This window comes from Thalassospira sp. (genome assembly GCF_002709775.1).
Taxonomy (GTDB): domain Bacteria; phylum Pseudomonadota; class Alphaproteobacteria; order Rhodospirillales; family Thalassospiraceae; genus Thalassospira.
In genome coordinates this window covers 118,712-144,916 of sequence record NZ_PAQR01000010.1, presented here as the reverse complement: position 1 = coordinate 144,916, position 26,205 = coordinate 118,712, and the positions used below count along the sequence as shown (strand labels likewise).

General features: G+C 54.6%; 17 protein-coding genes. 6 read left to right on the top strand and 11 right to left on the bottom strand.

What is annotated here, in order from left to right:
* Window positions 1-163: 163 nt before the first annotated feature.
* The 5 genes from CMO10_RS05825 to wecB form a co-directional block, all read right to left on the bottom strand.
* Window positions 164-3,763 carry a PAS domain S-box protein gene (locus CMO10_RS05825; protein WP_297019539.1) on the bottom strand — a complete coding sequence of 1,200 codons (3,600 nt, stop codon included), beginning with the start codon at window positions 3,761-3,763 and terminating at the stop codon, window positions 164-166.
* Window positions 3,764-3,782: 19 nt separating this feature from the next.
* Complete coding sequence (locus CMO10_RS05820) at window positions 3,783-4,868, bottom strand: HD domain-containing phosphohydrolase (protein ID WP_297019537.1); 1,086 nt, start codon at window positions 4,866-4,868, stop codon at window positions 3,783-3,785.
* 369 nt (window positions 4,869-5,237) lie between these two features.
* Window positions 5,238-6,119: a 50S ribosomal protein L11 methyltransferase gene (locus tag CMO10_RS05815; RefSeq protein WP_297019534.1), complete on the bottom strand. Its 882-nt coding sequence runs from the start codon at window positions 6,117-6,119 to the stop codon at window positions 5,238-5,240.
* Window positions 6,120-6,193: 74 nt separating this feature from the next.
* Window positions 6,194-8,548 carry an ATP-dependent helicase gene (locus CMO10_RS05810; protein WP_297019611.1) on the bottom strand — a complete coding sequence of 785 codons (2,355 nt, stop codon included), beginning with the start codon at window positions 8,546-8,548 and terminating at the stop codon, window positions 6,194-6,196.
* 131 nt (window positions 8,549-8,679) lie between these two features.
* Window positions 8,680-9,777 carry a non-hydrolyzing UDP-N-acetylglucosamine 2-epimerase gene (gene wecB, locus CMO10_RS05805; RefSeq protein ID WP_297019530.1) on the bottom strand — a complete coding sequence of 366 codons (1,098 nt, stop codon included), beginning with the start codon at window positions 9,775-9,777 and terminating at the stop codon, window positions 8,680-8,682.
* Between the two features lie 315 nt (window positions 9,778-10,092).
* On the opposite strand from wecB, the gene CMO10_RS05800 reads away from it, so the two are divergent.
* Window positions 10,093-10,680 (top strand): hypothetical protein, encoded by a 588-nt coding sequence (locus tag CMO10_RS05800; RefSeq protein WP_297019528.1) that lies wholly within the window; start codon window positions 10,093-10,095, stop codon window positions 10,678-10,680.
* Window positions 10,681-10,748: 68 nt separating this feature from the next.
* Here CMO10_RS05800 and CMO10_RS05795 read toward each other — a convergent pair whose 3' ends face one another.
* On the bottom strand, window positions 10,749-12,542 hold the full coding sequence (locus CMO10_RS05795; RefSeq protein WP_044827972.1) for a chloride channel protein: 1,794 nt from the start codon (window positions 12,540-12,542) through the stop codon (window positions 10,749-10,751).
* A 338-nt stretch (window positions 12,543-12,880) separates the two neighbouring features.
* Between CMO10_RS05795 and CMO10_RS05790 the strand changes: the two genes are divergently transcribed.
* The gene (locus CMO10_RS05790; protein WP_297019523.1) at window positions 12,881-14,083 is read left to right on the top strand and encodes a multidrug effflux MFS transporter; all 1,203 of its coding nucleotides are present in this window, start codon (window positions 12,881-12,883) and stop codon (window positions 14,081-14,083) included.
* 77 nt (window positions 14,084-14,160) lie between these two features.
* On the opposite strand, the gene metH is transcribed toward CMO10_RS05790, so the two are convergent.
* The 4 genes from metH to CMO10_RS05770 form a co-directional block, all read right to left on the bottom strand.
* Window positions 14,161-16,812 (bottom strand): methionine synthase, encoded by a 2,652-nt coding sequence (metH, locus tag CMO10_RS05785; protein ID WP_297019520.1) that lies wholly within the window; start codon window positions 16,810-16,812, stop codon window positions 14,161-14,163.
* A gap of 38 nt (window positions 16,813-16,850) precedes the next feature.
* Complete coding sequence (locus tag CMO10_RS05780) at window positions 16,851-17,924, bottom strand: homocysteine S-methyltransferase family protein (protein ID WP_297019518.1); 1,074 nt, start codon at window positions 17,922-17,924, stop codon at window positions 16,851-16,853.
* 43 nt (window positions 17,925-17,967) lie between these two features.
* Window positions 17,968-18,861: a methylenetetrahydrofolate reductase gene (gene metF / locus CMO10_RS05775; protein ID WP_082049613.1), complete on the bottom strand. Its 894-nt coding sequence runs from the start codon at window positions 18,859-18,861 to the stop codon at window positions 17,968-17,970.
* 76 nt (window positions 18,862-18,937) lie between these two features.
* Window positions 18,938-19,903 carry an ArsR/SmtB family transcription factor gene (locus tag CMO10_RS05770; protein ID WP_297019515.1) on the bottom strand — a complete coding sequence of 322 codons (966 nt, stop codon included), beginning with the start codon at window positions 19,901-19,903 and terminating at the stop codon, window positions 18,938-18,940.
* A gap of 302 nt (window positions 19,904-20,205) precedes the next feature.
* Here CMO10_RS05770 and CMO10_RS05765 point away from each other — a divergent pair, with 302 nt between their 5' ends.
* The gene (locus tag CMO10_RS05765; RefSeq protein ID WP_044827968.1) at window positions 20,206-20,991 is read left to right on the top strand and encodes an MlaA family lipoprotein; all 786 of its coding nucleotides are present in this window, start codon (window positions 20,206-20,208) and stop codon (window positions 20,989-20,991) included.
* A gap of 9 nt (window positions 20,992-21,000) precedes the next feature.
* Window positions 21,001-21,639, top strand: coding sequence for an MlaC/ttg2D family ABC transporter substrate-binding protein (locus tag CMO10_RS05760; RefSeq protein WP_297019512.1), 639 nt, complete (start codon window positions 21,001-21,003; stop codon window positions 21,637-21,639).
* Window positions 21,640-21,785: 146 nt separating this feature from the next.
* Here the strand turns inward: CMO10_RS05760 and ettA are convergent, their stop codons facing one another.
* A complete protein-coding gene (ettA, locus tag CMO10_RS05755; RefSeq protein WP_297019509.1) occupies window positions 21,786-23,465 on the bottom strand; it encodes an energy-dependent translational throttle protein EttA in 1,680 nt (559 codons plus the stop codon).
* Window positions 23,466-24,051: 586 nt separating this feature from the next.
* Here ettA and CMO10_RS05750 point away from each other — a divergent pair.
* Together CMO10_RS05750 and CMO10_RS05745 are read left to right on the top strand one after the other, a co-directional pair.
* Window positions 24,052-24,312, top strand: coding sequence for a DUF4212 domain-containing protein (locus CMO10_RS05750; protein ID WP_044827965.1), 261 nt, complete (start codon window positions 24,052-24,054; stop codon window positions 24,310-24,312).
* A 24-nt stretch (window positions 24,313-24,336) separates the two neighbouring features.
* Complete coding sequence (locus CMO10_RS05745; RefSeq protein ID WP_044827964.1) at window positions 24,337-26,103, top strand: sodium:solute symporter family protein; 1,767 nt, start codon at window positions 24,337-24,339, stop codon at window positions 26,101-26,103.
* Window positions 26,104-26,205 lie beyond the last annotated feature (102 nt).

Here is a 26,205-nt window from a genome sequence, read left to right as displayed (position 1 = left end):
CTGATATCAAATGACGACGCGCAGGATCACGGTTCATGATCCTTGCGGCATTTTTGTCTTTTCCCTCTGAAACGGCCCTGCTTCTCCACAGCAGGGCCGTTTCTTTTTGACCGGTTCCCGCCTTGCGCGGTATCGGGCGGGCGGTAGAAGTCTTTCCACCGCCCTACTCAACCGGTTTCAGGTCCGTATCAGAGTCCGGCGCATCTGCCGCAATGGCTGGTGCCGGCTCCGCGTCCTTGGTTTCCCCAAACACGGCAGCCAATCCGTCATGCAGCTCGATGATATCAAGCGGCTTGGCAAGAATACGGGCCACCCCAAGGGCCTTGAAGGATGCTGTCACCTCGTCTGAGGCATACCCCGTCATCACGACAACGGGGATGTTGTTGCCGGCTTCACGCAACTTTTCGATCATCTTGTGACCGGTCATGCCCGGCATGGTCTGATCGGTCAGAATCCCGTCAAAATCGGCATCCGGTGCGCTCAGTGCCTCAAGCGCCTTGGCGGCCTCGTTAAAGGTTTCCACCGAATATCCGATCCGCTCAAGCATGCGTGCGCAGAGTTTAAGGTTCTTTTCCTCGTCATCGACGACGGCAAGGTGGCCGCCCGCACCAACCGACAAACCACGCGTATCGCGTTTTTCATCACAGGCTTCGCGGTCATGTTCGGGCAACAGGATCGAGAACCGGGTACCCTGCCCCAGACGGCTATAAACAGAAATCTCGCCCTTATGACCGGCGATAATCCCGTGCACGGTCGACAGGCCAAGCCCCGTCCCCTTGCCCGGTTCCTTGGTCGTAAAGAACGGATCGAAGATTTTCTTGGCGATTTCCGGCTCCATACCGACACCGTTATCGACCACACAGATCTGGATATAGCGCCCCGATGTCAGCAAGGGGTGCACTTCGAGACTGTCTTCGGTGACTTCAAACGGGCTGGCCTTGACGCGAATTTCGCCCTGATCACCAACCGCGTGATAGGCGTTGGTGATCAGGTTCATCAAACATTGATCAAGCTGGGTCGCATTGCCCATGACCGTCATGCCCTTTGCCCCCAACTCGACCTTGAGCGAGACACTGGATGGCAGCGAACCACGCGCAAAACGCGCAGTACCAGTGATCATCGACCCGACATCAATGGGCGAACGTTCGGTTTCGGAATTGCGGCTGAATGCCAGAATTTGGCGAACCAGATCACGCGCGCGATCGGCGCCCTGCCGGATTTCCATGACATCGTCACGCAGCGGCGAATCTTCTGGCAGATCGGAATACAGCAACTCGGCATAGCCACTGATGGGCTGGAGGATATTGTTGAAATCATGCGCGATGCCGCCTGCCAGCACACCCATGGTTTCCATTCGCTGGGAATGCCGCAGTTGCTGTTCAAGCTTTTCACGTTTGCGTTCGGACTGTAGGCGTTGCAGTTCGGCAGACGCGCGCGACGCAAAGACTTCGACAATTGACCTCGCCAGTTCGGGATCCGCCAGCGGCTTGTCTGATACGGTCACCAGAATGCCGTTTACGTTTCCGTCGCTGTCATAAAGGGCAGCACCAACATAACCGACCACATCGATGTCGGTCACCATGAGCACATCAGGCATCACGCTTTTGAAATCGTCCTTGCAGACAAAAACGCCTTCCTTGATAACGCGTTCGGCTGCCGACCCGGCCAAGGGAAAATCAAGCCCCTCTCGCGTGCTGTCTGGCGAATGGAAGGCGACTGACTTAACCCGATCGCCAACAATCTCGGCGATATGGCAATAGGTCATATCAAGGGTTTCACACAGAACCTGTGTCAGGTTGTCAAAGAAGCCGGTTCCAACCTGATAGCGAATGCCACGATAAATTGATTCCAGCGTTTCCTGATGGCGTTCGCGCTCGGTCACGTCCAATGCGAAGCTGGCAATACAATCAAGATCGCCATTAGCATCAAATATCGGGCTTTCGTACCATTCACAGATAATCCGCGAGCCATCACTCTTGAGGTTTTCAAACCGGTTATTGACGCTGTTTTGCGTTTCCATGATCCGCTGGATCAGGCTTCCAAGACGCGCGCGGTCTTCTTCCGGAACCAGAAGTTCAAGCTTCTTGCCGACCATCTCTTCCGCGCTATAGCCAAACAGTTGGCAGGCGGTTTCGTTGACCTCGATGATTGTCCGATCAGGCGTCCAGTAGAACACACCGATCTTGGCATTGTTGAAATGTGCACGGAGGCGGCGCTGGTTGGCTTCAAGATCAGTCTTGGCAACTTCAAGATCGCGGCGATAGCGGATACGCTCGGTAATATCGCGGCAACTGACCCTGATGCCCAAGTTTCCACCGTCACTATCAGCAATCGGCTGCCAGGACATATCGATCCCGACCTTGCGGCCGTCTTTGTGAAGGCCTGTAAATTCGCGGTCACTGCCCGAAAGGCCATCAAGCCCCTCGTCAATGTAGTGACGGACGCGGTCGCGATCCTCGACTGCGACAAATGACAGCGGATAGTCATCAAGCGCCATGCATTCTTCGACCGTGTAGCCCAGAACACGCTCGATACCGGGATTTACCCAGACCAATTTTCCTTCCGGTGAAATCCAGCTTTCCCAGCCAACGGTGTAATTGGCCACCGCCTCAAACCGCCGGCGCGAGAAGCTGAGTTCGTCATTGGCTTCCATAACGTTTTTCATGCCAGCCGCAGCCGCCAGAAGCCCGCCCGCCATATGGGCAAAGACGATTTCCTCGGGGCGCCATATTCTTGCCCGTCCAACAGACTCAAAGCACAGGATACCCATGCGACCGGCCGCAGAAATCAGCGACACATCAAGGATCGCCCGGATATCCATCGGGATCAGATAGGCATCTGCCAGTTCCGAGGTACGTGGGTCGGTAACCGCATTATCCGCATCAATGACCTGCCCGGTTTCAAGGGCGGCAAAATACCGTGGCAGATCCGACTTTTTCAGAAGCATGCCATCATGTTTCGCAGACGGATTGTTGGCATCAAACAAACCAACACACTCTACATCACCATCATCCCTTTGCAGCCACAGGCTTGCGCGTTCGCAATTCATAAGATCAGCAAAACGCTTCAGAGTTGGCCTGAAGGATGCGTTCTCAATGCGATCAAGGGACGAGAAATGGTTGGCAACTTCAGACGCGCTTTCGCGGATTTGCTCAAGGAACTTCTTGCCAGACATCAGTTCGTTCTGCGAACGCACCTGATCCATACTGGTCTGCAAAAGCGCCTGACGCATCCAGACGACACCAACAACCAGCGACGCCGTCATCCAGATGTAGCCAAACAATGCAGAACCCCAGACCGGTATCGTATGAGGCACAGTCCCACTGTCAGTTATCAAGCCGCCGTCTAGATCATAGATACGCATCACGGCGACGCTGACAATCGTCAGGAAACAGAACACCGCGTATCGGATCGTGACCAAAAGTCGCCAGAACAACCCGACGATCACGGTTGAAACAATCATCATCGCCATCCCGCTGGCGGGCGAGAACCAGACGATATAAAGCAGCGACATTGAAGTCATCGCTGCGACGATCACAACCGACTTGATATAGGTCGACAGTCGCTTGCGCAGGACAAGGCATGTCAGGACCGCCAGAAAAACCAGAAGATGGACAACCTCGACCGTCATCGAACGTTGGCTTGCTTCGCGCAACATTGATGACACCAATGCGGGCAGACCACCGATCGACATCACAAACAACATGAAGTCGGCGATACGGTTCCGCGTCCGGTCAAGAGTGGCGCTTAATCTCTTTGGCATGAGCTGTCAGGTTCCGTTCTCAGACCAACTGGTCGGGCATGCTGTTATAGATCGTTTCAAAGCGCTGGTGATTTTCGGCGAACAGTCCCAGAAGCTTCGGATCAAACATTTCCGGCGATGTCCTGTCGTCACCTTTGGTGATGATGTTAACTGCATCAAGATGACCATAGGCTGGCTTATAGCGGCGTGCACTTCGCAGAGCATCATAGACATCCGCCAACGATACAATCCGCGCCACCATAGGAATATCTGTTCCCGAAAGTCCTGCGCAATAGCCCGACCCTTGCCAATGTTCATGGTGATATCGGGCAATAATGGCGGCCTGTTCCAGAACCGGATTGCCAGAAGAATTCAACATAGCAAAGCCGATCTCCGTATGACGCTGCATGACCTTGAACTCTTCGTCAGTCAACTTTCCGTTTTTCAGAAGCACCTCATCGGGCACGCCGACTTTGCCTATGTCATGAAGAATGCCGGCAAGGCGGATTGTCCGTTGAACATCCTGATCAAGCCCGGCCATATCGGCAAGTAATTGGGAATAAAGACCGACCCGCACACAATGTTCAGCCGTCTCGATATCGCGATACTGTGAAATCAGGCTAAGCCGGTCGATCATTTCCTGCTCGGCACCGCCAAGCTTGCGGCTGATGTCGTCAAGGGTCCTGGACTGAGTGATATTGTCAAGTTCGAGTTTGCGAACCCGTTCGCCTTCACGATCTCGCTCAAGAAGACGTGCTTGTGCATCAAGAGCCGCACGCTCGAGCTCGGCACGCTCGATCGGTTTATCAAGGAACTCGCGCACACCAAGACGCAGCGCCGTCACCGCGTCGGACTTGTCGCCATCACCGGTCAGCAGAATGAATTCAAAGTCTCGCTTGTATTCATTGATCGCGCGCTTGACGAATTCAAGGCCGCTGCAATTGGGCATACGCAAATCAGAAACAACCAGACGCAATGATGCGTCTGCTTTTATTTTCTCAAGCGCCTCAAGTCCATCGGATGCAACCACAACATCAAAACCGGCGCGCTCCAATATGCGCGCCAGTAATTTCCGAATGGGTGGTTCGTCATCAACAACGAGAATGCGGTGATCAAGCTCGCTCAAACAGTCTGCTCCATGCCGAATAAAAATCGTACAACAGAATAGCAACACCCTATCCGTTAGTATTGTATATTGCAACATACGCAGGAGATGAATGTTTGGATTTCACGCACTGTTTCCCCCAATTCCCAGATATTTCGCGGAAAATAGCGGATAAACCTGCAATTGAAACCTGACCGGGAAGTTCTGCCGACGACAAGATTTCCGTCGATGCCGCCAGGCCAGCACGCGAATCGGAGGTGTGCGGATGGTGGATTGCACACAAACGACACGATCCACCTCTTCAAATGCGGAACCGAGACGGCACAAAAAAAAGGCTGCCCATCATACACGATGGACAGCCGTAATAGCGTTTATCAGTGCGTCTGTGGCTTACCCGACAACCAGTGTGGTCCAGTTTTCCACCTTGAAGCGATTGACCAGCGAAAGACCGACTTCGCGATAAGCCGAAAGAACAAACTGTTCCTGGTGCGCCAGAAGACCCGAAAGGATTACCACACCGTTTTCCGAAAGCGTATTGGTCAGGTCATGTGCCATACCACGCAGCGGGCGGGCAAGGATATTGGCGCAAACAATGTCGTAATATCCGGCGTCACGGATACGGGAATCCTGAAAACCGTTTGAATGAATGGCGGTGACGAGATCCGCAACCTTGTTGGTTTTGGCATTTTCCCGGGCAACCCGAACCGATGCCGGATCAATATCGGCCATCATCACCGGGCAGCGCCAGGTTTTGGCGCAAGCCATGCCGAGAATGCCCGACCCGCAACCCATATCAAGCGCGTTGTGACGTGCTCCACGCTTGGCCAACCAGTCAATAGCAGCCAGGCAACCCTTGGTCGTCTGATGTTCACCGGAACCGAATGCCAGACCGGCGTCGACCTGAAGTGCTGTCTTTGCAACCGGGATTTCTTCATCCCAGTGCGAACCATGCACAAAGAAGCGCCCGACCGAGATCGGCTTGAAGCTGCGCAGGTTCTCGCTGACCCAGTCCTTTGGCTCATAGGTTCCAAAGGTCACAGTCGGTGTTTCAATACCAACAGCCGACGCCATGATAGAAACCGCTGTTTCCACCGCACCCTTGTCAAACAGCTCACCAGCAAAACCTTCAATCCGCCAGGGGGCACTCGGATCACCTTCGCGTTCGAAATGCGACAGCGCATCACAGTAATCAAACAGCGCGTCGGCAAAGGCTTGCGCGTAGGCGCCATCAACTTCGAACTGGAAGTTGTAGCAAAGAACGGGTTCGGTCATATCACTTCTCGTTTGTGTGGGCGGCGAAGGTGCTCTGCCCGGTTAATCGGTCATCCGAAAAAGTTGGCTGGGGCTTACCCCGGCAGGATGAAGCTGTCGACCACTTTCTTTGTGCCAACACTCTCGAAATGGATTTCCAGCTTGTTGCCATCAACGGCCCGCACCGTGCCCGATCCGAACTTGCGATGACGCACAGTGTCGCCGACCTTGTATTTCGATGATTTCGAACTGGTGGAATAGCTGGTTTCACCATCGGGCTTCACATCAATCACATTCTTGCGCACGCGATCCTGCCAACCGCTTGAGGCAAATTTGCGATCCCCGGCACCCAATGTCTTGTTGCGATCCGACGCACTGTCACTGGCCCAGCTTGGCATTTTCATCCAGTCATCGGCACCCCAGGCACCCGGCGAGTGGTTACCACCATGCCCGCCAAGGCCGGTATCACTGATCCGTTCGATATGCTCGTCTGGCAACTCATCGACAAAGCGCGAAGGAAGGGCTGATTGCCACTGGTTATAGATACGACGATTGGCGGCATAACAGATGGTTGCACGTTTGCGCGCACGCGTAATCCCGACATAGGCCAGACGACGCTCTTCCTCGAGGCCCTTGACCCCGCTTTCATCCATGGCACGCTGATGGGGGAATACGCCTTCTTCCCATCCCGGCAGGAAGACATAGTCGAACTCAAGCCCCTTGGCGGCGTGCAGGGTCATGATCGTGACTTTTTCCTCATGATCGTTCTGCGCGTTTTCCATCACCAGCGACACATGTTCAAGGAAGCTGGTGAGGTTTTCAAACTCGCCAATCGCGGAAACGAGTTCCTTCAAGTTCTCCAAACGGCCCGGCGCATCAATCTCCTTGGATGTGCGCCACATGTCGGTGTAGCCGCTCTCATCAAGGACGGTTTCGACGACCTCGACATGGCTGCTGCCCGACAACATTTCGCGCCAACGTTTGAAATCGCCCAGAAGACCACCGATGCTTTGGCGCATCTTGGGTTTGAGTTCTTCGGTATCGATCAGATCACGCGCCGCCGCCGGAAGCGAGATCGCCTGATCGCGGGAATATTGATGCAGCGTCTGAAGCGTTGCCTTGCCAACCCCACGCTTGGGCACATTGACGATGCGCTCGAACGCCAGACTGTCCTCTGGCTGCGCAACAAGCCGGATATAAGCCAGCGCATCACGAATTTCCTGACGCTCATAGAAACGTGGGCCACCAACAACCCGATAGGGAATGCCAAGTGTGATCAGCCGTTCTTCAAACTCACGGGTCTGGAAACCGGCACGGACCAGAATGGCGATTTGGGATGCGCCGACACCCTTGCTTTGCAGGGCTTCGATATCTTCACCGATCAGGCGTGCCTCCGCCTCGCCATCCCAGACACCTTTGACAAAGACTTTCTCGCCGGTATCGATTTCAGTCCAAAGCTCTTTGCCCAAACGTCCGTCATTGAACGTGATCAGTTTGGATGCCGCGGCCAGAATATGCGGGGTGGAACGATAGTTCTGTTCAAGGCGAACGACTTTCGCGCCTGGGAAATCAGACTCAAAGCGCAGGATGTTACCGACCTCAGCCCCGCGCCAGCTATAGATCGCCTGATCATCATCACCAACGCAGCAGATATTGCGATGAACCATCGCCATCGCGCGCAGCCACAGATACTGGGCAACGTTGGTATCTTGATACTCATCGACCAGAATATAGCGGAAGGTGTTCTGATACTGCTTCAGGACTTCCGGATGCTGCTGGAAAAGGGTCAGGCAATGCAGCAAAAGATCACCAAAATCGCAGGCATTCAGGACTTTGAGACGTTCCTGATAGATCTTGTAAAGGTGCTTTGCCCCGCCATTGGCGAACTCGACACTCTCATTGACCCGATCAGGCGTCAGGCCCTTGTCCTTCCAACGCTGAATGATGCCCATCAGCTGCTTGGCTGGCCATTTTTTCGGATCGATCTGCTCGGCATCCATGATCTGCTTAAGCAGGCGGACCTGATCATCGCTATCAAGAATGGTGAAGTTTGACTGCAGCCCGATCAGATCGGCGTGGCGGCGCAACAAGCGCGCCGAAAGCGAGTGGAAAGTTCCCAGCCACCAGCCTTCCACCGGGCGCCCCAGAGCCTGTGCGACACGTTCCTGCATTTCCTTTGCCGCACGATTGGTAAAGGTCACAGCAAGAATCTGCTGCGGGTGCAGGCGTTCGGTCTGCGCCTTGGTTTCAAGCAGGTGCGCGAGCCGAGTGGTCAGCACGCGCGTTTTCCCGGTGCCGGCACCCGCCAGAACCAGCAAAGGTCCATCAAGGGTTTCGACAGCATCGCGCTGCTCGGCATTCAGATTATCGAGATATGCCGGGGTCGGTGTGTCGGCCAGACGCATTTCGGGGCTGGCGGCGAATTCATCAATTTCGAAGGGATCATCCATCATGACAGCATATATATCACGCTGTGCAAAGGGGGCCAGTCTCGTTCCATATCGACCCGACGATTTTTACATTCTGCACCACATCACCCGCATCAACCAAGTCTTTCGCCAGATCGTTTACCCCACCCGGCTTAGCCCCGCCAAAAGGCTTCAAGCTCCCGAACGACGCGAGACGCTGTCTTGCCATCCCATACCGGGATATTGGCCGGGATACGTGCGCGATCGCAGGAAGCATGAAGTACTGAGGTCACCGCATGGGTCAGCTGATCGACTTCAACAAGTCGATTGGTCCCTTGCGTCATCGTAATCGGTCGCTCTGTTGATGTGCGCAGCGTCAAACAAGGCACACCTAAACAGCTCGTTTCTTCCTGAACGCCGCCAGAGTCGGTAACAACGACACCGGCATCACGCATCAAACTGGCAAACCGGACATACCCCATCGGCGGCAACAACCGGACACCTGCTGCACTCAGCTCCTTAATCAAGCCCTGTACTGCGAGACGTGTCTGAGTCCGGGGGTGAAGGACAAAGCAAACCTCTGCCTCTGCGGCCAGTTCCTTGAACGCCTGACATATCTGGCGAAGCCTTTCAGGGTCATCGACATTGCTTGGCCGATGCAGCGTCACAAGCACATAGCGCCCCTTATTCACACCAACCTTACTGGCAGCATCTTCCTGATTGATCTGCGTCCGCATCATTGCCAGTGTGTCGGCCATGATATTGCCAACCAGCTTGATACGGCCTGGCTCGATGCCCTCGGCCAACAGGTTCTGATCTGCATCCGCTGACGGGGTCAGCAAAAGATCCGCCTTGTGATCAATCGCGATACGGTTTTGTTCCTCGGGCATGTCGAGATCAAAGCAGCGCAAGCCCGCTTCGAGATGAACAAGGAGAATTTCCATTTCTGCGGCGACCAGCGCGGCCGCCCGCGATGAGTTCACATCCCCCACGACCAGAACCATGTCGGGACGATCGGTATGACAAAGCGCCTCATACGCCCGCATCATGTCCTCAACTGGGTCGCTGTTTTCTGCCGGCTCCCAATTCAGGACATGATCGGGATCCGGCAGTCCGAGTTCCCGCCAAATCGCCAAAGACATCACATCATCGCAATGCTGTGCCGTATGAACAAAAGACGGGCGCAGGAATGGATGGCCCACCAACCCGCGCCAAAGCGGTGCAATCTTCATGAAGTTGGGTCTGGCGCCGGCAATGAGGTGGAGTTTCATATCTTATCGACACGCATCCTGCTTCTGGGAAAATTCGACCGTCCTCCCATAGCCTAATAGATAAGTCCGGCTCCCCGTAACCTTCTTTGGTATCGGTATTTTCTGCCGCCAACCATCACAGGTAGGGTGTCAGGAATGCCAAGTACAGGCATCAACCTTCTCAATGGTCTTCGCATGTAATTTGCGAACCCTTACGTCCCGCATCCATGGTCTGAAAATTGCTTTGATTTCTGATGGTAAGCATGTCTGACACCCTCGGCGACGTTCCGGGGGTGCTGGTCGTGCTTTGTGCATCCCAGAGAAAGGTATCTCGCAATGAGTACTATTTTTGGATTGGGCAACGGGTTGCCGATATCAACCCGGGCCAGTTCTGCGGAACGGCCAGGTGCACACGAAGGTATCGAAGGTTTTAGCGCAGGTAGCGCTGCACCTGTTTCAAGTGTTGCGGCAATCGGACCGGAAGGTGGCTCGTCGAAAAGTCAGCTTTCCGATGCGGTTCAGTCCGTCATGCTTGAATTTCAGGATATCGGAAGCGGGTCATCAAGCTTTGCTGCGGCCATGGACGCAGTCAAAGCCAATGACAGCGCAAACGGTATCAAGACCAATGACGGCGTCGTTTCTTCGAATTCCGATCCGGAAAATGACGATCCTGCACTTGCAGAGCAGGATGCCGAGGAGGAATTCAAATCAGCCCTTCGTGACAGTTTGAGTCCGCCACCAAAGGACGAAAAACAGAACGAAAAGGCCGAGATTGAAAAACGCAGGGAACGTCAGGAGATCGATAACGCAGCCGAGCAGGCCGCAACCGATCTTCCCGAAAACGTTGCCGGTCTTGATAGCCGGGTCGCAGCCCAGGTCATGTCTGGTCAGCCAGCAGGACAGCAACCCGCATTGGCCGCCTGATCACATCGGCTATAAAACCTTGAACGGAGCAGCGCTTAACGGCGCTGCTCTTTCTTTTGCGCTACGGACTAGAACAGTTTGGGCGGCGCGTCGCCGCGCTCTTCACTTTGAAGTTCAAGCAATGCGTTGTTATAGGCCATCATCGCGTCCTTTTCATGGACGAAGCCGATGATATGGCGCTCTTCTGCACTATTTAGGACCGGCAGATGTTCTTCACCGGTTTGCTCCATCAGTTTGATGGCCTTTTCGATACTGTCGGTGCGATACAGCACCGGCGGCTTTGATCGGGCGACCTGGCCTGCCGTTACTTCATCGCCCAGCTTCGGATCAAAGGCCGCGTGGCGCAAATCGGTTAGCGTGATGGTGCCATGCAGCTTGCCCTGATCATCAATGACAAACAGTTCCGAATAGGGCGCATTGATCAGCTTTTCGCGCACCATCGGCAGCCCCTCGTCAAGCGGGACGGTTTCGTATTCACGCTTCATGATCTCGGCAACCTTGATCGTTCGAAGCAAATTGACTTCCCGGCCCCAACGGGTCGAAACGCCACGGCATTTCAGCTGCCACTGGAAGAACGAGCCGCCCTGGAACTGATCCATAATCACTGTTGCCAGAACAGATGCCACCATCACCGCCGCCGTCAGGGCATAGTCACCGGTCAATTCAAAGATGATCAGTGTGGTTGAAATCGGCGCGCCAAGAACGGCTGCGGCCAAGGCCCCCATGCCGACAAGCGTGTAGGCCGAATAGCCCGATGACAAATCCGGGAAGACGTTGGTGGCGATAATCCCGAACGCCCCGCCCAGCATCGCACCAAGGAAAAGCGCCGGGCTGAAGATGCCACCGGCAAAACCAAGCCCCATACAGATCGAAACAGCAAAACCCTTGGCAAGCAGCAAACCGATCAGGAAGGTCAGGTTATAGCTTTCATTAAGCGCATCGTTCATTGCACCGTAACCGACGCCAACAACCTGCGGAAAGATCAGGGCCAACAATCCGACCACAAGCCCCGCCACCGCCGGACGGATCCAAAGCGGTGCGTTGGTGCGGTTAGCAGTCTTTTGCACGATCGGAATGGCGCGCACGACCAGAACGGCCGCGATACCGGCAATGATCCCCAAAAGGGCGAAGGCCGGAAATTCCCAGAACGACTGGATATCGTGACCGGGGATCAGGAAGGCGACTTCATCGCCAAAATAAATCCGCGTAATCACCGTCCCGGTAACAGACGCCAAAACAATCGGGGCAAAGGCTGTCAGGGCGTAATGGCCAAGGGCAACTTCATGGGCAAACAGCGCGCCAGCCAGGGGCGCGTTGAACGATGCCGCCACCGCAGATGCGACGCCACACCCCAACAGGGTTCTTGAGGCCGAACGGCGCAAATGAAGAATACGCGCAAGCCACGCCCCAAAGGACGCCCCCATATGGACTACCGGCCCTTCACGGCCAAGGGACGCCCCACTGCCAAGCGAGACCGCACTGGCAATCGCACTTTTGATCCCGCAGCGCGTCGACATGCGGGCATCATGGAAGGATGCAGCATCAATAACGTCGGCAACCCCATGCGGGCGCTTTTCGGGCAGGAACTTGTAGATGAAAACACCGACAATCAGACCGCCGACCGTCGGCGCAAGAATAAGCTGCCAGACCGGAATTTCGCTTAGATGACGGTGAAGGGCCTCTTCGCCGGTTCCAAAAAACAGCGACTGGATGAACAACAAACCGTCACGAAACAGGATCGTTCCACCCCCGGCCAGTGCGCCGACAATCAAAGCCAAAATCGACAGAACCAGTTGCTCGCTTTTGACGATGCGGCGTAGACGGTTCAAAAAGATGTTCGATTTCAGAAGCTTTTCAGCCATTTCAACTATACCGGGGTTGGCAACGCGGGATTTGGAATGATCATAGGATCAGCTTTTCCTGCGAATAAAGGGTAAAGACAAGCAATACCACGGTTATTTTCGCATTTCTGACACCCATTGATTGATCCGGGTGGATGTGTAACAACAAGTGACCCGGGTTCAGGGCAGCCCCAGTGCCGCGATCCCGTTTAAGAAAACCGTCATTGCCAAAAACACACGAAATGCATCATTCTGCCCGCGCTGCGTGAAAGCGGGGCCAGAGACGCCACCAATTGTTCTCAACGGAACCAAAAATAATGAATGACCCTCGACCAACGGGTACGCAGGCGGCTCGGCCGTTGCCAGGACTTGTTGAATTTATCTGCCTGATGGCGATCACCATCGGGCTGGTTGCACTGTCGATTGATAACCTGTTGCCGGCCTTTGGGCCGATTGCACAGGATTATGGGATCGAAGACGGCAACCGTATGCAGATGCTGATCTATGTTTTCATGATCGCATTTGGCCTGATGCAGATTGTTTATGGACCGCTTGCTGACAGCTTCGGCCGTCGCCCCACCCTGATTGCCGGCCTTGGCATCTATTGCATCGGCACGATCATGGCGATCTTTGCCGACAGCTTTGAACATCTTCTGGTCGCACGTTTTGTGCAGGGCCTTGGGGCTGCTGCGCCGCGCGTTTTGACCATGGCGATAACGCGTGACTGTTTCGAAGGTCGCGAAATGGCACGCGTTATGTCGTTTGTCATGATGGTATTCATTATCCTGCCGGTGTTTGCCCCCGCATCAGGCAGCCTTATTCTGGCACTGGCCAACTGGCACATGATTTTTGTCAGCACGCTTGTCCTGGCGATTGCGATTGTCTGCTGGTATCTGCTGCGCATGCCGGAAACCCTGCACCCGGAATACCGACACAGGCTTTCGATGCGCCGGATCGTGCGTGACATCAGAACCACCGTGACCAACCGTCAGACGCTCGGCTATGCCACCGCCATGGGCATGATGTTTGCCTGCCTGATGGCCTATATCGGATCGGCCCAGCAAATCTTTGAAACCGAAGTATACGGTCTTGGGGTATGGTTCCCGCTGGTCTTCGGGATGATTGCTGCCTGCATGAGCGTTTCTTCGTTCGTCAATGCGCGGCTCGTGCGCAAGATCGGCATGCACAAGATTTCGCATGTTGCTCTGTTCATCATGACGGGCAGCAGCCTGATCAATGTTCTTATTGCGATTTGGTTTGACGGGCAGCCGCCCTTGCTGCTGTTTGGCATCGGCCTGACGACGATCCTGTTCTGCTTCTCGCTGACCATGCCGAATTTCAATTCACTCGCAATGGAACCGGTCGGCGCGATTGCCGGTACCGCATCTTCGATGATTGGTGTCTACAGCACCCTGATCGGCGTGATCGCGGGCGGCATTATCGGACAGCAGTTCAATGGCACGGTGATCCCGCTTCTGGCAGGTTACTTCTCGCTCGGTCTGATTGGCATTGTGATTGTCGGCATTACCGAGCGTGGCAAGTTCTGTCGCCCTACACACTAGACCGCGTTAAACGCACCCAATAAAAAAGCCCCGCAGAGTGCAGTCTGCGGGGCTTTTCATTGCGACCGGTAAGGCGATTATTTTGCCTGACGCGGATCGTAATTCAGGTTCGGCGCCAACCAGCGCTCTGCCTCTGCCAGGGTCATGCCCTTGCGCTCGGCATAGCTTTCCACCTGATCGCGCTCAATCTTGCCAAGACCGAAATACTTCGCATCCGGGTTGGCGAAATAAAGCCCGCTGACCGATGCGGTCGGCGTCATGGCATAGCTTTCGGTAAGCGACACACCGACATTCTTTTCAGCATCCAGAAGATCCCAAAGAATGCCCTTTTCGGTGTGTTCCGGGCAGGCCGGATAACCCGGTGCCGGACGGATACCGCGATAGTTTTCAGCAATCAGGTCATCATTGCCAAGCGTCTCATCCGGGGCATAGCCCCAAAGCTCCTTACGGACCTCTTCATGCATGCGCTCGGAAAAGGCCTCGGCAAATCGGTCACCAAGGGCCTTGACCAGAATGGCATTGTAATCGTCATGCTCTGCTTCAAGCTTGCCGGCAATTTCTTCGACTTCCGGTCCGGCCGTAACAACGAAGGCACCGATATAGTCGGTTTTGCCGCTGTCTTTTGGCGCAATGTAGTCGGCCAACGCACGGTTCGGGCGCTTGTTATTTTCACGGAACATCTGCTGACGCAGGGTATGAAGCATTACCGGTTCATTGTGATCCGGTGCCGGGGTGACTTCGATATCATCACCGACCGAGTTGGCCGGCCACAGACCGACAACCGCCTTGGGTTTAAACCATTTCTCGGCAATGATTTTCTTGAGCATCGCCTGCGCATCTTCATAAAGACTGCGTGCGGTCTCACCGACCTTTTCATCCTGAAGGATATCGGGGAAGCGACCATGCAGTTCCCAGGTCTCGAAGAACGGTTTCCAGTCAAAGCGCGATACCAGCTCTTCAAGATCGAACTCTTCAAACAGGGTGATACCCGGTTTGAGCGGCACCGGTGCCTCGAAGTTTTCCCAATCAAGCTGCGCCTTGTTGGCGCGTGCATCGGCAAGCGAGAAACGCTTTTTCTGCAGCTGTTGTGCTGCGTGCTTTTCCGCCATCGCGACATATTCATTGCGAATTTCCGTAGCAAAACGTTCGCGATGGGTTTCGGAAAGCAACTGGCTTGCAACACCAACCGCACGCGATGCATCGATCACGTAAACCACCGATGATTTCAGGTAGTTCGGCGCGATCTTGACCGCGGTATGGACCTTCGATGTCGTCGCACCGCCGATCAGAAGCGGGATATCAAGACCTTCGCGTTCCATTTCGGCCGCGACATAGGTCATTTCCTCAAGCGACGGCGTAATCAGGCCCGAAAGCCCGATCATGTCGACCTTCTCAGCCTTGGCGGTCTCGATGATTTTCTGGGTCGGCACCATCACACCAAGGTCAATGACCTCGAAGTTGTTACATTGCAGAACCACACCGACGATGTTCTTGCCGATGTCATGGACATCGCCCTTCACCGTTGCCAGCAGGATCTTGCCATTGGTTTCGTGCTTGCCGTCTTTTTCTTCCTCAATGAACGGGATCAGATAGGCGACAGCCTTTTTCATCACACGGGCAGATTTCACAACCTGCGGCAGGAACATCTTGCCAGCGCCAAACAGGTCACCAACAATGTTCATACCATCCATCAGCGGCCCTTCAATCACATGAAGCGGCTTGTCTGCCTGCTGACGGGCTTCTTCGGTGTCTTCTTCGACAAACTCGGCAATACCATTGACCAGCGCATGGGCCAGACGTTCATTGACCGGCTTTTTACGCCATTCAAGATCAGCCTTTTTCTCGGGCCCGCCGGTACCTTTGTATTTCTCGGCCACTTCAAGCAGGCGGTCGGTTGCGTCCGAACGACGGTTGAGGATGACGTCCTCAACGCGTTCACGCAGTTCCGCAGGGATTTCTTCGTAAACAACCAGCTGACCGGCATTGACGATGCCCATATCCAGTCCCGCCTTGATGGCGTGATAGAGGAACACCGAATGCATGGCTTCACGCACCGGGTTGTTACCACGGAACGAGAAGGACACGTTTGAAACACCGCCGGAAATCTTGGCATAGGGCAGATGCGTCTTGATCAGGCGGCAGGCCTCGATGAAATCGACGGCGTAATTGTCGTGTTCCTCAATCCCGGTCGCGACAGCAAAGATGTTCGGATCGAAAATGATGTCTTCGGGCGGGAAGCCGACTTTTTCGACCAGCACGTCATAGCTGCGTTTACAGATTTCAAACTTGCGATCAACCGTATCGGCCTGACCTTTTTCATCAAAGGCCATGACAACAACAGCCGCCCCATAACGGCGCAGCATCTTGGCCTGTGCGATGAAGGGTTCTTCGCCTTCCTTCAGACTGATCGAGTTGACGATCCCCTTGCCCTGCAGGCATTTCAGACCGGACTCAATCACGTTCCATTTGGAACTGTCGACCATGATTGGCACACGGGCAATGTCGGGTTCGGCCGCGATCAGGTTGATGAACTTGACCATCGCGGTTTCAGCATCCAGCATCGCATCATCCATGTTGATGTCGATGATCTGTGCGCCGTTTTCGACCTGCTGACGGGCAATCTCAAGGGCTGCATCGTAATCTTCTTCAACGATCAGCTTCTTGAATTTCAGCGATCCGGCAACGTTGGTCCGTTCACCAATATTGATAAATCTGGAAATGTCGGTCATGGGTCTTTTCGATCTCTTTTCAGCAATCAATATCGGGATTATGCGGCGTCAAACGGCTCAAGGCCTGACAAACGCATACGCGGTTCGAACTTCGGCACAGTGCGCGGTTTGGCATTCGCAACCGCATCGGCAATCGCCTTGATATGCGGCGGCGTCGTTCCACAGCAGCCCCCCAGAAGGTTGACCATGCCGGTTTCAGCCCATTCCTTGACCAAAGCTGCCATTTCGGCGTCCGACTGATCATATTCGCCGAACTCGTTCGGCAGGCCAGCATTGGGGTAAACCGAAACGCGGCATTCGGCAATACGCGAAAGTTCCTGCACGTACGGACGCAGCTGAGCAGCCCCCAATGCGCAGTTAAGGCCAATCGAGAACGGCTTGGTATGACGCACGGAGTTATAAAACGCCTCGGTCGTCTGCCCCGACAGGGTCCGGCCCGATGCATCCGTGATCGTGCCAGAAATCATTACCGGCACATCTTCACCGCGTTCTTCAAGAACCTCATCAATGGCAAACAGTGCGGCCTTGGCATTGAGCGTATCAAATATGGTTTCGACCAGAAGCGTATCCGCCCCGCCATCAAGCAAACCGTTTGCTGCTTCCTTGTAGGCTTCTTTGAGCTGATCAAAGGTGATCGCGCGGAAGCCCGGATTATTCACATCCGGCGAAATCGAAGCAGTACGGTTGGTCGGGCCGATCGCGCCGTTGACAAATCGCACATCACCGGGATGGGCGGCTTCCCATTCGTCGCAGGCGGCACGCGCGATCCTAGCACTTTCGAAATTGATCTCGTAAGCCAGATCTTCCATGCCGTAATCGGCCTGGGCAATCGTCGTCGCGCTAAAGGTATTCGTGCCGTTCAGGTCCGCGCCGGCTGCAATATATTGCAGGTGGATGTCCTTGATGATGTCCGGCTGGGTTAGCGACAAAAGATCGTTATTACCCTTCACATCCTGCTTCCAGTCGGCGAAGCGTTCACCGCGATAGTCTTCCTCGGTCAGCTTGTGCTTCTGGATCATCGTGCCCATTGCGCCATCAAGGATCAGGATCTTTTCCTCGGCCCGTTTGCGCAGCAGGGCAATGCGTTCCTTGCGATCATTCATCTTTTTCATCCAATCAAATCTTCATGCGTCCGGTTACAGAACAACGGGTCCCTCAGGCAGCTGCCTGTTCGGTCCCGCGAATGCCCAGCGCATGGCAGATGGCATAGGTCAGTTCGGCACGGTTAAGCGTATAGAAGTGGAAGTCGGTCACGCCTTCGCTGATCAAACCTTCCACTTGTGAAATGGCTTCGTGGAAAGCAACCATGCGGCGCGTATCCGGGTCTTCATCAAGCCCCTCGAAACGCCAATGCAAACGCTGCGGAACAGAAGCACCACACATGCCCGCAAAATTCAAGAGCGAGGCAAAATTGGTTACCGGCAGAATTCCCGGAACGATCGGCGCATCAATCCCGGCCGCAACGCATTTGTCACGGAACCGCAGATAGGTTTCGTTATCAAAGAAGAACTGCGTGATCGCGCGGTTCGCACCCGCATCGATCTTGCGTTTGAGATACTCGATCTCGAAATCAGCACTTGGCGCATCCGGGTGGGTTTCCGGATAGGCGGAAACGGAAATATCGAAATCGGCAATTTCCTTAAGCCCGGCAACCAGATCAACCGCATAGGCATACCCACCCGGGGTCGGCTCGTACTTGCCAGTCGCTTCGGGCATATCCCCACGCAGGGCAACGATGGAACGAATGCCTTCGTCCCAATAGCTGCGTGCGATCTCATCGATCTCTTCCTTGGTGTGCCCAACACAGGTCAGGTGGGCCGCCGCCGGAATGCCGGTTTCCTTTTGAATGCGGGTCACGCTGCCGTGGGTGCGGCCACGCGTGGTGCCGCCTGCCCCATAAGTCACCGAGACAAAAGACGGATTGAGCGGCGCAAGCCGGTGGATCGATCGCCACATGGTTTCTTCCATCTTTTCCGTTTTCGGAGGAAAGAATTCGAACGAAACCCGCAGGTTCTTGCGTACTGCCTTGATTTCTGGAACCGTCATCATATCAATATCTCAATCCTGTCTTCACGTTCCCGTCGGTCGGGTCTTTTTATTTAGGTATTTTGGTAACGGCTGCGCGTTATTCGGCAGCCTTCTCACTATTCTTTTGCGCCTGATCGGACATCGGATGCGCCACCCAAATCCGAACGGTCAGCGGCTTGCCTGGCAGGCTTACGACATTGTCTGGCTCAAGCCCGTTGGCGCGGAACCACGCATTGATCGACGCATCGTCAAAACCAAGACGTCGGTGCGCATGTTCTTCGCGCAGTTCTTCATGTTCATGCTGGGCAAAATCAACGATCACAAGCTTGCCACCGGGCGCCAAAACGCGCGCCGCCTCGGCAAGGGCAGCGTCAGGTTTTTCGGCAAAATGCAGCACCTGATGAAGGGTCACGACATCAAACATGCCGCCCGGATAAGGCAGCTGATACATATCGGCTTGCCGGACAAGGCAGTTCGACAGATCCGCGCGCTGCAGACGGGCACGTGCGACCGCCAACATTTCGCGCGACATATCAACGCCAACGCCTTCCTCGGCATTGCGCCCCAGAAGCTCAAGGATCCGACCGGTGCCAGTTCCGACATCAAGAATACGCCCGCCGGTCAGATCACCAACCGTCTCAAGCAAGGCCTTTTCGACCACGGCCTCATCGACATGCAGGGATCGAATCCGATCCCAATCCTCGGCATTGGCACGGAAATACTCGGTCGCGATCTTCTCACGCTCCGCCTTCACCTGCTCAAGACGGGCACGATCAAGCGAAAGGGTTTCGTCGTCCTTGGGCAACAGATCCAGCACCGGCTGAACAAGGTCTGCACCCGGACCAGAATGGGGGGTGCGATAGAATACCCACGTGCCTTCACGGAACCGGACAAGCAGGCCCGCTTCGCACAATAGTTTAAGATGTCGGGATACGCGGGGCTGGCTTTGACCAATGATCTGGGTGATCTCGCTTACGGTCAGTTCGCACTCGGCACAGATCGCCAGCAGACGAAGCCGCGTTGCTTCTGCAGCTGCGCGCAATCTTGCCAGAACCTGTTCCATACCAGTACCCTCCATGTCGGTGAGAAAGATATAAAGATATGTTTATATTTGTTCAAGGACTATTTTCACAGCAAAACATGTTGCTCAAATGCAACACCAGAAAACTGCTTGATTGCGATCAACTTTTTGTATGCTGGTGTTTAAATTCCCCCTATGCTAACCAGATGGATATCTAAGGCGTGTGCGTTACATGGTCGCCCTTTCGAGCAGAAGGTTGATCGGTAACGTTTTTTGGTGTCCCTCACTGAAAACGTTTTGGGTCAGGGGAAGTCTGTGTATCGAACATCGGTTGGCTAAAAATAATGAAGTTCCGAACTTTGCTTTCGCTTTGTGCCGCAGGATCGCTGTCTTTGCTGACCGCGTGCGCATCGACAGAACCAGCGCAGGACACGAGTGATTACGACCCGCTTGAGCCGGTGAACCGCGTGGTTCACGGCGTTAACGGCGCTGTTGATTTCATGGTCCTGTATCCCGCTGCAATGTGGTACCGCGACATTGCCCCGCAACCTGTCAAAACCTCCGTCGCGAGTTTTGTGCGCAACATCAACGAACCGTTGAACTCGTTCAACGCGTTGCTGCAAGGTGATCCGGATCAGGCTGCTGCCTCGTTCCAGCGTTTCATCATGAACTCGACGATTGGTCTTCTTGGCTTTAACGATGTCGCGACTGATTTCGGCATTCCGTATCGTCGCGAAGATTTCGGCCAGACCCTTGCCCATTATGGCATCGGCGGCGGCCCTTACATCGTGCTTCCGCTGATTGGTCCGTCCAACCTGCGTGACACGACGGGTATTGCTGTTGATTATGTTGCCAACCCGCTGACTTGGGGTGCCGAAAACAGCGACACCGCAGAAGCGCTTTACTGGGGTTCTCTTGGTCTGACTGCGCTGCATACGCGTTACGCCACGATCAATCAGCTGAACGAACTGCAGAAATCGTCGATCGACTATTATGCAGCTCTGCGCAGCCTGTATCGTCAGCAGCGTAATACGCTGATTCGCAACGGCGCCCCGGCACCGGCATCCGCCGTCGAAGATGAAAGTGCATCTTTCGACTTTGATGATGCCGTCGAAGCAGCAAGCCAGTAAGAGCCCATCATGGCAAACAACAAGATCGCCATACCAGCTGCCGCGATGATCGCCATCGTAGCAGCATGGTCTGGCCACGCGTCGGCAACGAGCCTGTCTTCTGACGTCGTTGCCGAAGTCGCTGTTGAAACCAGCGCTGCCGATGTTATTCAAACCATGGCTGATCAGGCCATGGCCGAACTCACCGACCATACCCTTGCTGACGAAGTCCGCCGCGAAAAGTTCGTGTCCCTTATGGACCGTTATTTCGAGATGGATGTTGTCTCGCGCTTCGTTCTTGGTCGTTACTGGCGTACGATTTCCAGCCAGGAAATCGAAGAGTTCTCTGTCCTTCTGCAGAACTATCTGGCGCTGAATTACGCCAACCAGTTCAAGGAATTCAACGGCGAACAGTTTGTCGTTGGTGACGAGACCCAGAAGAACAAGGACCCCTTCGTCGATTCGCAGTTTGTCCGTCCGGACGGCCCGCCGATCAATATCGTGTGGCGGATGCGGATGTTTGATGACAGCTACAAGATCATTGATGTTTCCATCGAAGGTCTGAGCATGGGCATCACCCAGCGTGACGAGTTCACATCAGTTATTCAGCAGAATAACGATGATGTCGGCGCACTGACCGCAGCACTGAAGGCAAAGACCGGCCTCTAAGACAAAGCCCGTCTCAAATATCGAATACGAAAGCCACCTTCCTCGGACGGTGGCTTTTTTTGTTGCGTCACTCTGGCACTGCTTACGCATGAAAAAAGGCCACCGTCCGAGGAAGGTGGCCTTTGATCTGAAACCGGTTGTCCGCCTTAGCGGGTCAGCGGCTTGTATTTGATGCGGTGTGGGCGACTGGCCTCTTCACCATAGCGACGTTTGTAGTCGGCTTCATATTCCTGATAGTTCCCTTCGAACCACTCGACATGCGAGTTGCCCTCATAGGCAAGAATATGGGTCGCGATACGGTCAAGGAAGAAGCGATCGTGCGAGATAACCACAGCACAACCGGCAAACTCGAGGAGGCCTTCCTCAAGCGCACGCAGGGTATCGACATCAAGATCGTTGGTCGGTTCGTCAAGCAGCAGGACGTTCGAGCCGGACTTCAGCATCTTGGCAAGATGAACGCGGTTACGCTCACCACCAGACAGCTGGCCGACTTTCTTCTGCTGATCCGCACCCTTGAAGGCGAACTGCGAAACATAAGCACGCGAGCTCATCGGGCGCTTGCCCAGAAGGATCTCGTCAAGACCATCGGAGACTTCCTGCCAGACGGTCTTGTTCGGATCAAGCGAGTCACGCGACTGATCGACATAGCCCATCTTGACGGTTTCACCGATCTTCAGATCACCTGAATCCGGCGTTTCCGCACCCGTCAGCATCTTGAACAGCGTTGTTTTACCAGCACCGTTCGGACCAATGACACCAACAATGCCGCCCGGCGGCAGGCGGAAATCAAGGTTCTCGAACAGAAGCTTGTCACCGTAAGCCTTGGTCAGGCCTTCGGCGGTGATGACTTCATTGCCAAGACGCTCGGCAATCGGAATAACGATCTTGGTTGAATCCGGAACGGCTTTTGCGGCCTCGGCGACAAGATCGTCATAGGCACGAACACGGGCCTTGGATTTTGCCTGACGGCCTTTCGGGTTCTGACGGATCCACTCAAGCTCGGTCGCAAGCTGTTTCTGACGGCTGCCTTCCTGACGGGCTTCCTGTTCCAGACGCTTCTGCTTCTGTTCCAGCCACGAGGAGTAGTTGCCTTCGAACGGGATGCCCTGACCACGGTCAAGTTCAAGGATCCAGCCGGTGACGTTATCAAGGAAGTAACGATCGTGGGTAACCAGAATGACAGTACCCTGATAATCTTCAAGGTGACGTTCAAGCCAGGCAACCGATTCAGCGTCAAGGTGGTTGGTCGGTTCGTCAAGCAGCAGGATGTCAGGCTTTGCCAGCAGAAGACGGCAAAGAGCCACACGACGACGTTCACCACCGGAAAGCTTGGAAACGTCGGCATCCTTGGGCGGGCAACGCAGTGCGTCCATCGCGATCTCAAGGGTACGTTCCAGATCCCAGCCATTGGCCGCATCGATGCGTTCCTGAAGTTCGCCCTGCTCGGCAAGGAGATCATTCATTTCGTCATCGGTCATCGGCTCGGCGAATTTGCCGCTGATTTCGTTGAAACGTGCAAGATCGTCGACGATAGAACCACAGCCTTCCATGACGTTACCAAGAACGTCTTTTTCCGGATTAAGCTTCGGCTCCTGCTCAAGATAGCCGACATTGACGCCATCAGCAGGCCAGGCTTCACCGGCATAATCCTTCTCGATGCCGGCCATGATTTTCAGCAGGGTCGATTTACCTGCGCCGTTGTTCCCGAGAACACCGATTTTTACGCCCGGCAGGAAGGACAGCGTGATGCCCTTGAAAAGTTCGCGACCGCCCGGAAGGATCTTGGTCAGGTCCTTCATGACGTAAATATACTGGTAGGATGCCATTAAATTCCCCATCCAAAAGTCGTTGGGTCCGCCCCGTCGGGTCGGAACACTCCGGCACGCCCAAGGCGCACCTGAAATACTGTGCCCGTTTGTAACCGACAGGCAGTCTCTTAACAACTTCAAACCGCAGAGACCCAGCGCGAAGTCACAACAAGACGGTTGGCATGCGGTCATGGCGTGAAGAGCTGGCCCTCAGCCGCACGCATACCAACCAGAACGACGCGGGGCCGATTCCGGTCAGAAATGCCATCAAAAGACTGACAACGCGCCCTTTACGGTACGAAAACGTCACTTTTTAGGCATGAATGCGCCAAGTTTTTCAACCCTGAAATGCTGCATCGCACACAATGAAAACTGACCGAATTCTGTCATTATTTTCGTTCGCAGCTGCCGAGCAAAGGCCTCTAACACCCTGTTCTATACGACTAATGATTAGCTTATGGCCCATCTAGAAAGCTGATATCGACCTTTACAGGCAATGAGTGTGTCCCAATGCACTCAACGCCACGCGTTTAAGCGGCCGGCAAAAACAATCCAAAAACGATGTCGGCAGGGAAAGTTATCATTTCTAGGAAGGAGACGCGCGATGGATGAACAAAGCGCAGCCTACTGGAAGAGAAACGTGAAACTGGTCTCGGTACTTGTGGTGATCTGGTTCATCGTTTCCTACGGTTTCGGCATCTTGTTTGTCGATGCCCTTAATTCGATCGAAATAGCGGGCTTCCAGCTTGGTTTCTGGTTTGCTCAACAGGGGTCCATTTACGTCTTTGTCGCATTGATTTTCGTCTATGTGGCCAAGATGAACAAACTGGACCGCGAATTCGGCGTTCACGAAGACGACGACTGACGCAGGATCTGGGAGACAGACAAGATGGATCTTACTACCCTTACATATATTGCCGTCGGTTTGAGCTTCGCGCTGTATATCGGCATCGCGATCTGGGCCAAGGCAAGCACCACCGGCGAATTCTATGTCGCTGGCAAAGGTGTTAACCCGGTCGTCAACGGCATGGCGACTGCAGCAGACTGGATGTCAGCTGCTTCCTTTATCTCTATGGCTGGCCTCATTGCCTTCCTTGGCTATGGCGGCTCGGTTTACCTGATGGGTTGGACCGGCGGCTACTGCCTACTGGCAATGCTTCTGGCACCGTATCTCCGCAAGTACGGCAAATTCACCGTGCCGGAATTCATCGGGGATCGTTATTATTCCAAAGCAGCCCGTATCGTTGCTGTTATCTGCCTGATCTTTATTTCGTTCACCTATGTGGCAGGTCAGATGCGCGGCGTTGGTATCGTGTTCTCGCGCTTCCTTGAAGTTGAAATCCTGACCGGCCTGATCGTCGGCATGGGCATCGTCTTCATCTACGCCGTTCTTGGCGGCATGAAGGGCATTACCTATACCCAGGTTGCACAGTATTGCGTTCTTATTGTTGCCTACACCATTCCGGCAATCTTCATTGCCTTCCAGCTGACCGGCAATCCGCTGCCGCAGCTGGCATTCGGCTCGACCGTGAATGGCACCGGCGAATTCATGCTTGATCGCCTGAACCAGGTTGTGACGGAACTCGGCTTCCTCGAATACACCACCACCAGCAAGTCAACGATTGATATCTTTGCAATCACCGTTGCCCTGATGGTTGGTACCGCAGGTCTGCCGCACGTTATCGTTCGCTTCTTCACCGTTCCGAAAGTTCGTGACGCACGTTCCTCGGCTGGTTGGGCACTGGTCTTCATCGCGCTGCTTTACACCACCGCTCCGGCAGTTGGTGCAATGGCTCGCCTGAACCTGACCGAAACCATCCAGACAGGCGAAGTCGGCGATCCGGAAGGTAACCTTGTCTTTGAAGAGCGTCCGGACTGGATGAAACGTTGGGAAGCTACCGGCCTCCTGTCGTTTGAAGACAAAAACGGCGATGGCCGTATCCAGTACTACAACGACGCAAACGCAGAGTTCGCCGCCAAGGCAGCCGAGTTCGGCTGGCAGGGTAACGAGCTGAAGGTTGACCGTGACATCATGGTTCTGGCCAACCCGGAAATCGCACAGCTTCCGAACTGGGTCATCGCACTGGTTGCAGCAGGTGGTATCGCCGCTGCCCTGTCGACGGCTGCTGGTCTGTTGCTTGTGATTTCGTCTGGCGTATCGCATGACCTTCTCAAAGGTACATTCACACCAAACATGACAGAAGGACAGGAACTGATGGCAGGGCGTATTGCCGCTGCGGTCGCGATCCTGATTGCCGGTTATCTGGGCTACAATCCTCCGGGCTTTGTGGCACAGGTGGTGGCCTTCGCCTTCGGTCTTGCCGCATCCTCGCTGTTCCCGGTTATCATCATGGGGATCTTCTCCAAGAAGGTTAACCGCGAAGGCGCGATTGCCGGCATGCTGACCGGTCTGGTCTTCACCATGGGCTATATCCTTGCCTATAAAGGTGTGTTCTTCGACCCGATCATTGCAAACACGCCTGAAAACTGGCTGTTTGGCATCTCGCCGGAAGGCATTGGTGCGGTTGGTATGGTTCTGAACTTCATCGTTGCTTTCGCTGTGTCGAAAGTCACCGCCGAGCCGCCAGAGCATATCCAGCACATGATTGAAGATATCCGCGTTCCGAAAGGGGCCGGTGGCGCGGTTGACCACTAATCGGTCAACCAGTTTGCCAAAAACTGTTGCAGGCCCCCGGATCCTTGATCCGGGGGCTTTTCTTTTCGGCCTCACTCAGGCAACAATGCAATCAGGGCGTGC

What these genes read in the sequence shown, in the direction of transcription:
- CMO10_RS05825 (WP_297019539.1), bottom strand. Translation starts at nt 3,763, where the DNA reads ATGCCAAAGAGATTAAGCGCCACTCTTGACCGGACGCGGAACCGTATC.
- CMO10_RS05815 (WP_297019534.1), bottom strand. Translation starts at nt 6,119, where the DNA reads ATGACCGAACCCGTTCTTTGCTACAACTTCCAGTTCGAAGTTGATGGC.
- CMO10_RS05810 (WP_297019611.1), bottom strand. Translation starts at nt 8,548, where the DNA reads ATGGATGATCCCTTCGAAATTGATGAATTCGCCGCCAGCCCCGAAATG.
- wecB (WP_297019530.1), bottom strand. Translation starts at nt 9,777, where the DNA reads ATGAAACTCCACCTCATTGCCGGCGCCAGACCCAACTTCATGAAGATT.
- CMO10_RS05800 (WP_297019528.1), top strand. Translation starts at nt 10,093, where the DNA reads ATGAGTACTATTTTTGGATTGGGCAACGGGTTGCCGATATCAACCCGG.
- CMO10_RS05795 (WP_044827972.1), bottom strand. Translation starts at nt 12,542, where the DNA reads ATGGCTGAAAAGCTTCTGAAATCGAACATCTTTTTGAACCGTCTACGC.
- metH (WP_297019520.1), bottom strand. Translation starts at nt 16,812, where the DNA reads ATGACCGACATTTCCAGATTTATCAATATTGGTGAACGGACCAACGTT.
- CMO10_RS05780 (WP_297019518.1), bottom strand. Translation starts at nt 17,924, where the DNA reads ATGAAAAAGATGAATGATCGCAAGGAACGCATTGCCCTGCTGCGCAAA.
- metF (WP_082049613.1), bottom strand. Translation starts at nt 18,861, where the DNA reads ATGATGACGGTTCCAGAAATCAAGGCAGTACGCAAGAACCTGCGGGTT.
- CMO10_RS05770 (WP_297019515.1), bottom strand. Translation starts at nt 19,903, where the DNA reads ATGGAACAGGTTCTGGCAAGATTGCGCGCAGCTGCAGAAGCAACGCGG.
- CMO10_RS05765 (WP_044827968.1), top strand. Translation starts at nt 20,206, where the DNA reads ATGAAGTTCCGAACTTTGCTTTCGCTTTGTGCCGCAGGATCGCTGTCT.
- CMO10_RS05760 (WP_297019512.1), top strand. Translation starts at nt 21,001, where the DNA reads ATGGCAAACAACAAGATCGCCATACCAGCTGCCGCGATGATCGCCATC.
- ettA (WP_297019509.1), bottom strand. Translation starts at nt 23,465, where the DNA reads ATGGCATCCTACCAGTATATTTACGTCATGAAGGACCTGACCAAGATC.
- CMO10_RS05750 (WP_044827965.1), top strand. Translation starts at nt 24,052, where the DNA reads ATGGATGAACAAAGCGCAGCCTACTGGAAGAGAAACGTGAAACTGGTC.
- CMO10_RS05745 (WP_044827964.1), top strand. Translation starts at nt 24,337, where the DNA reads ATGGATCTTACTACCCTTACATATATTGCCGTCGGTTTGAGCTTCGCG.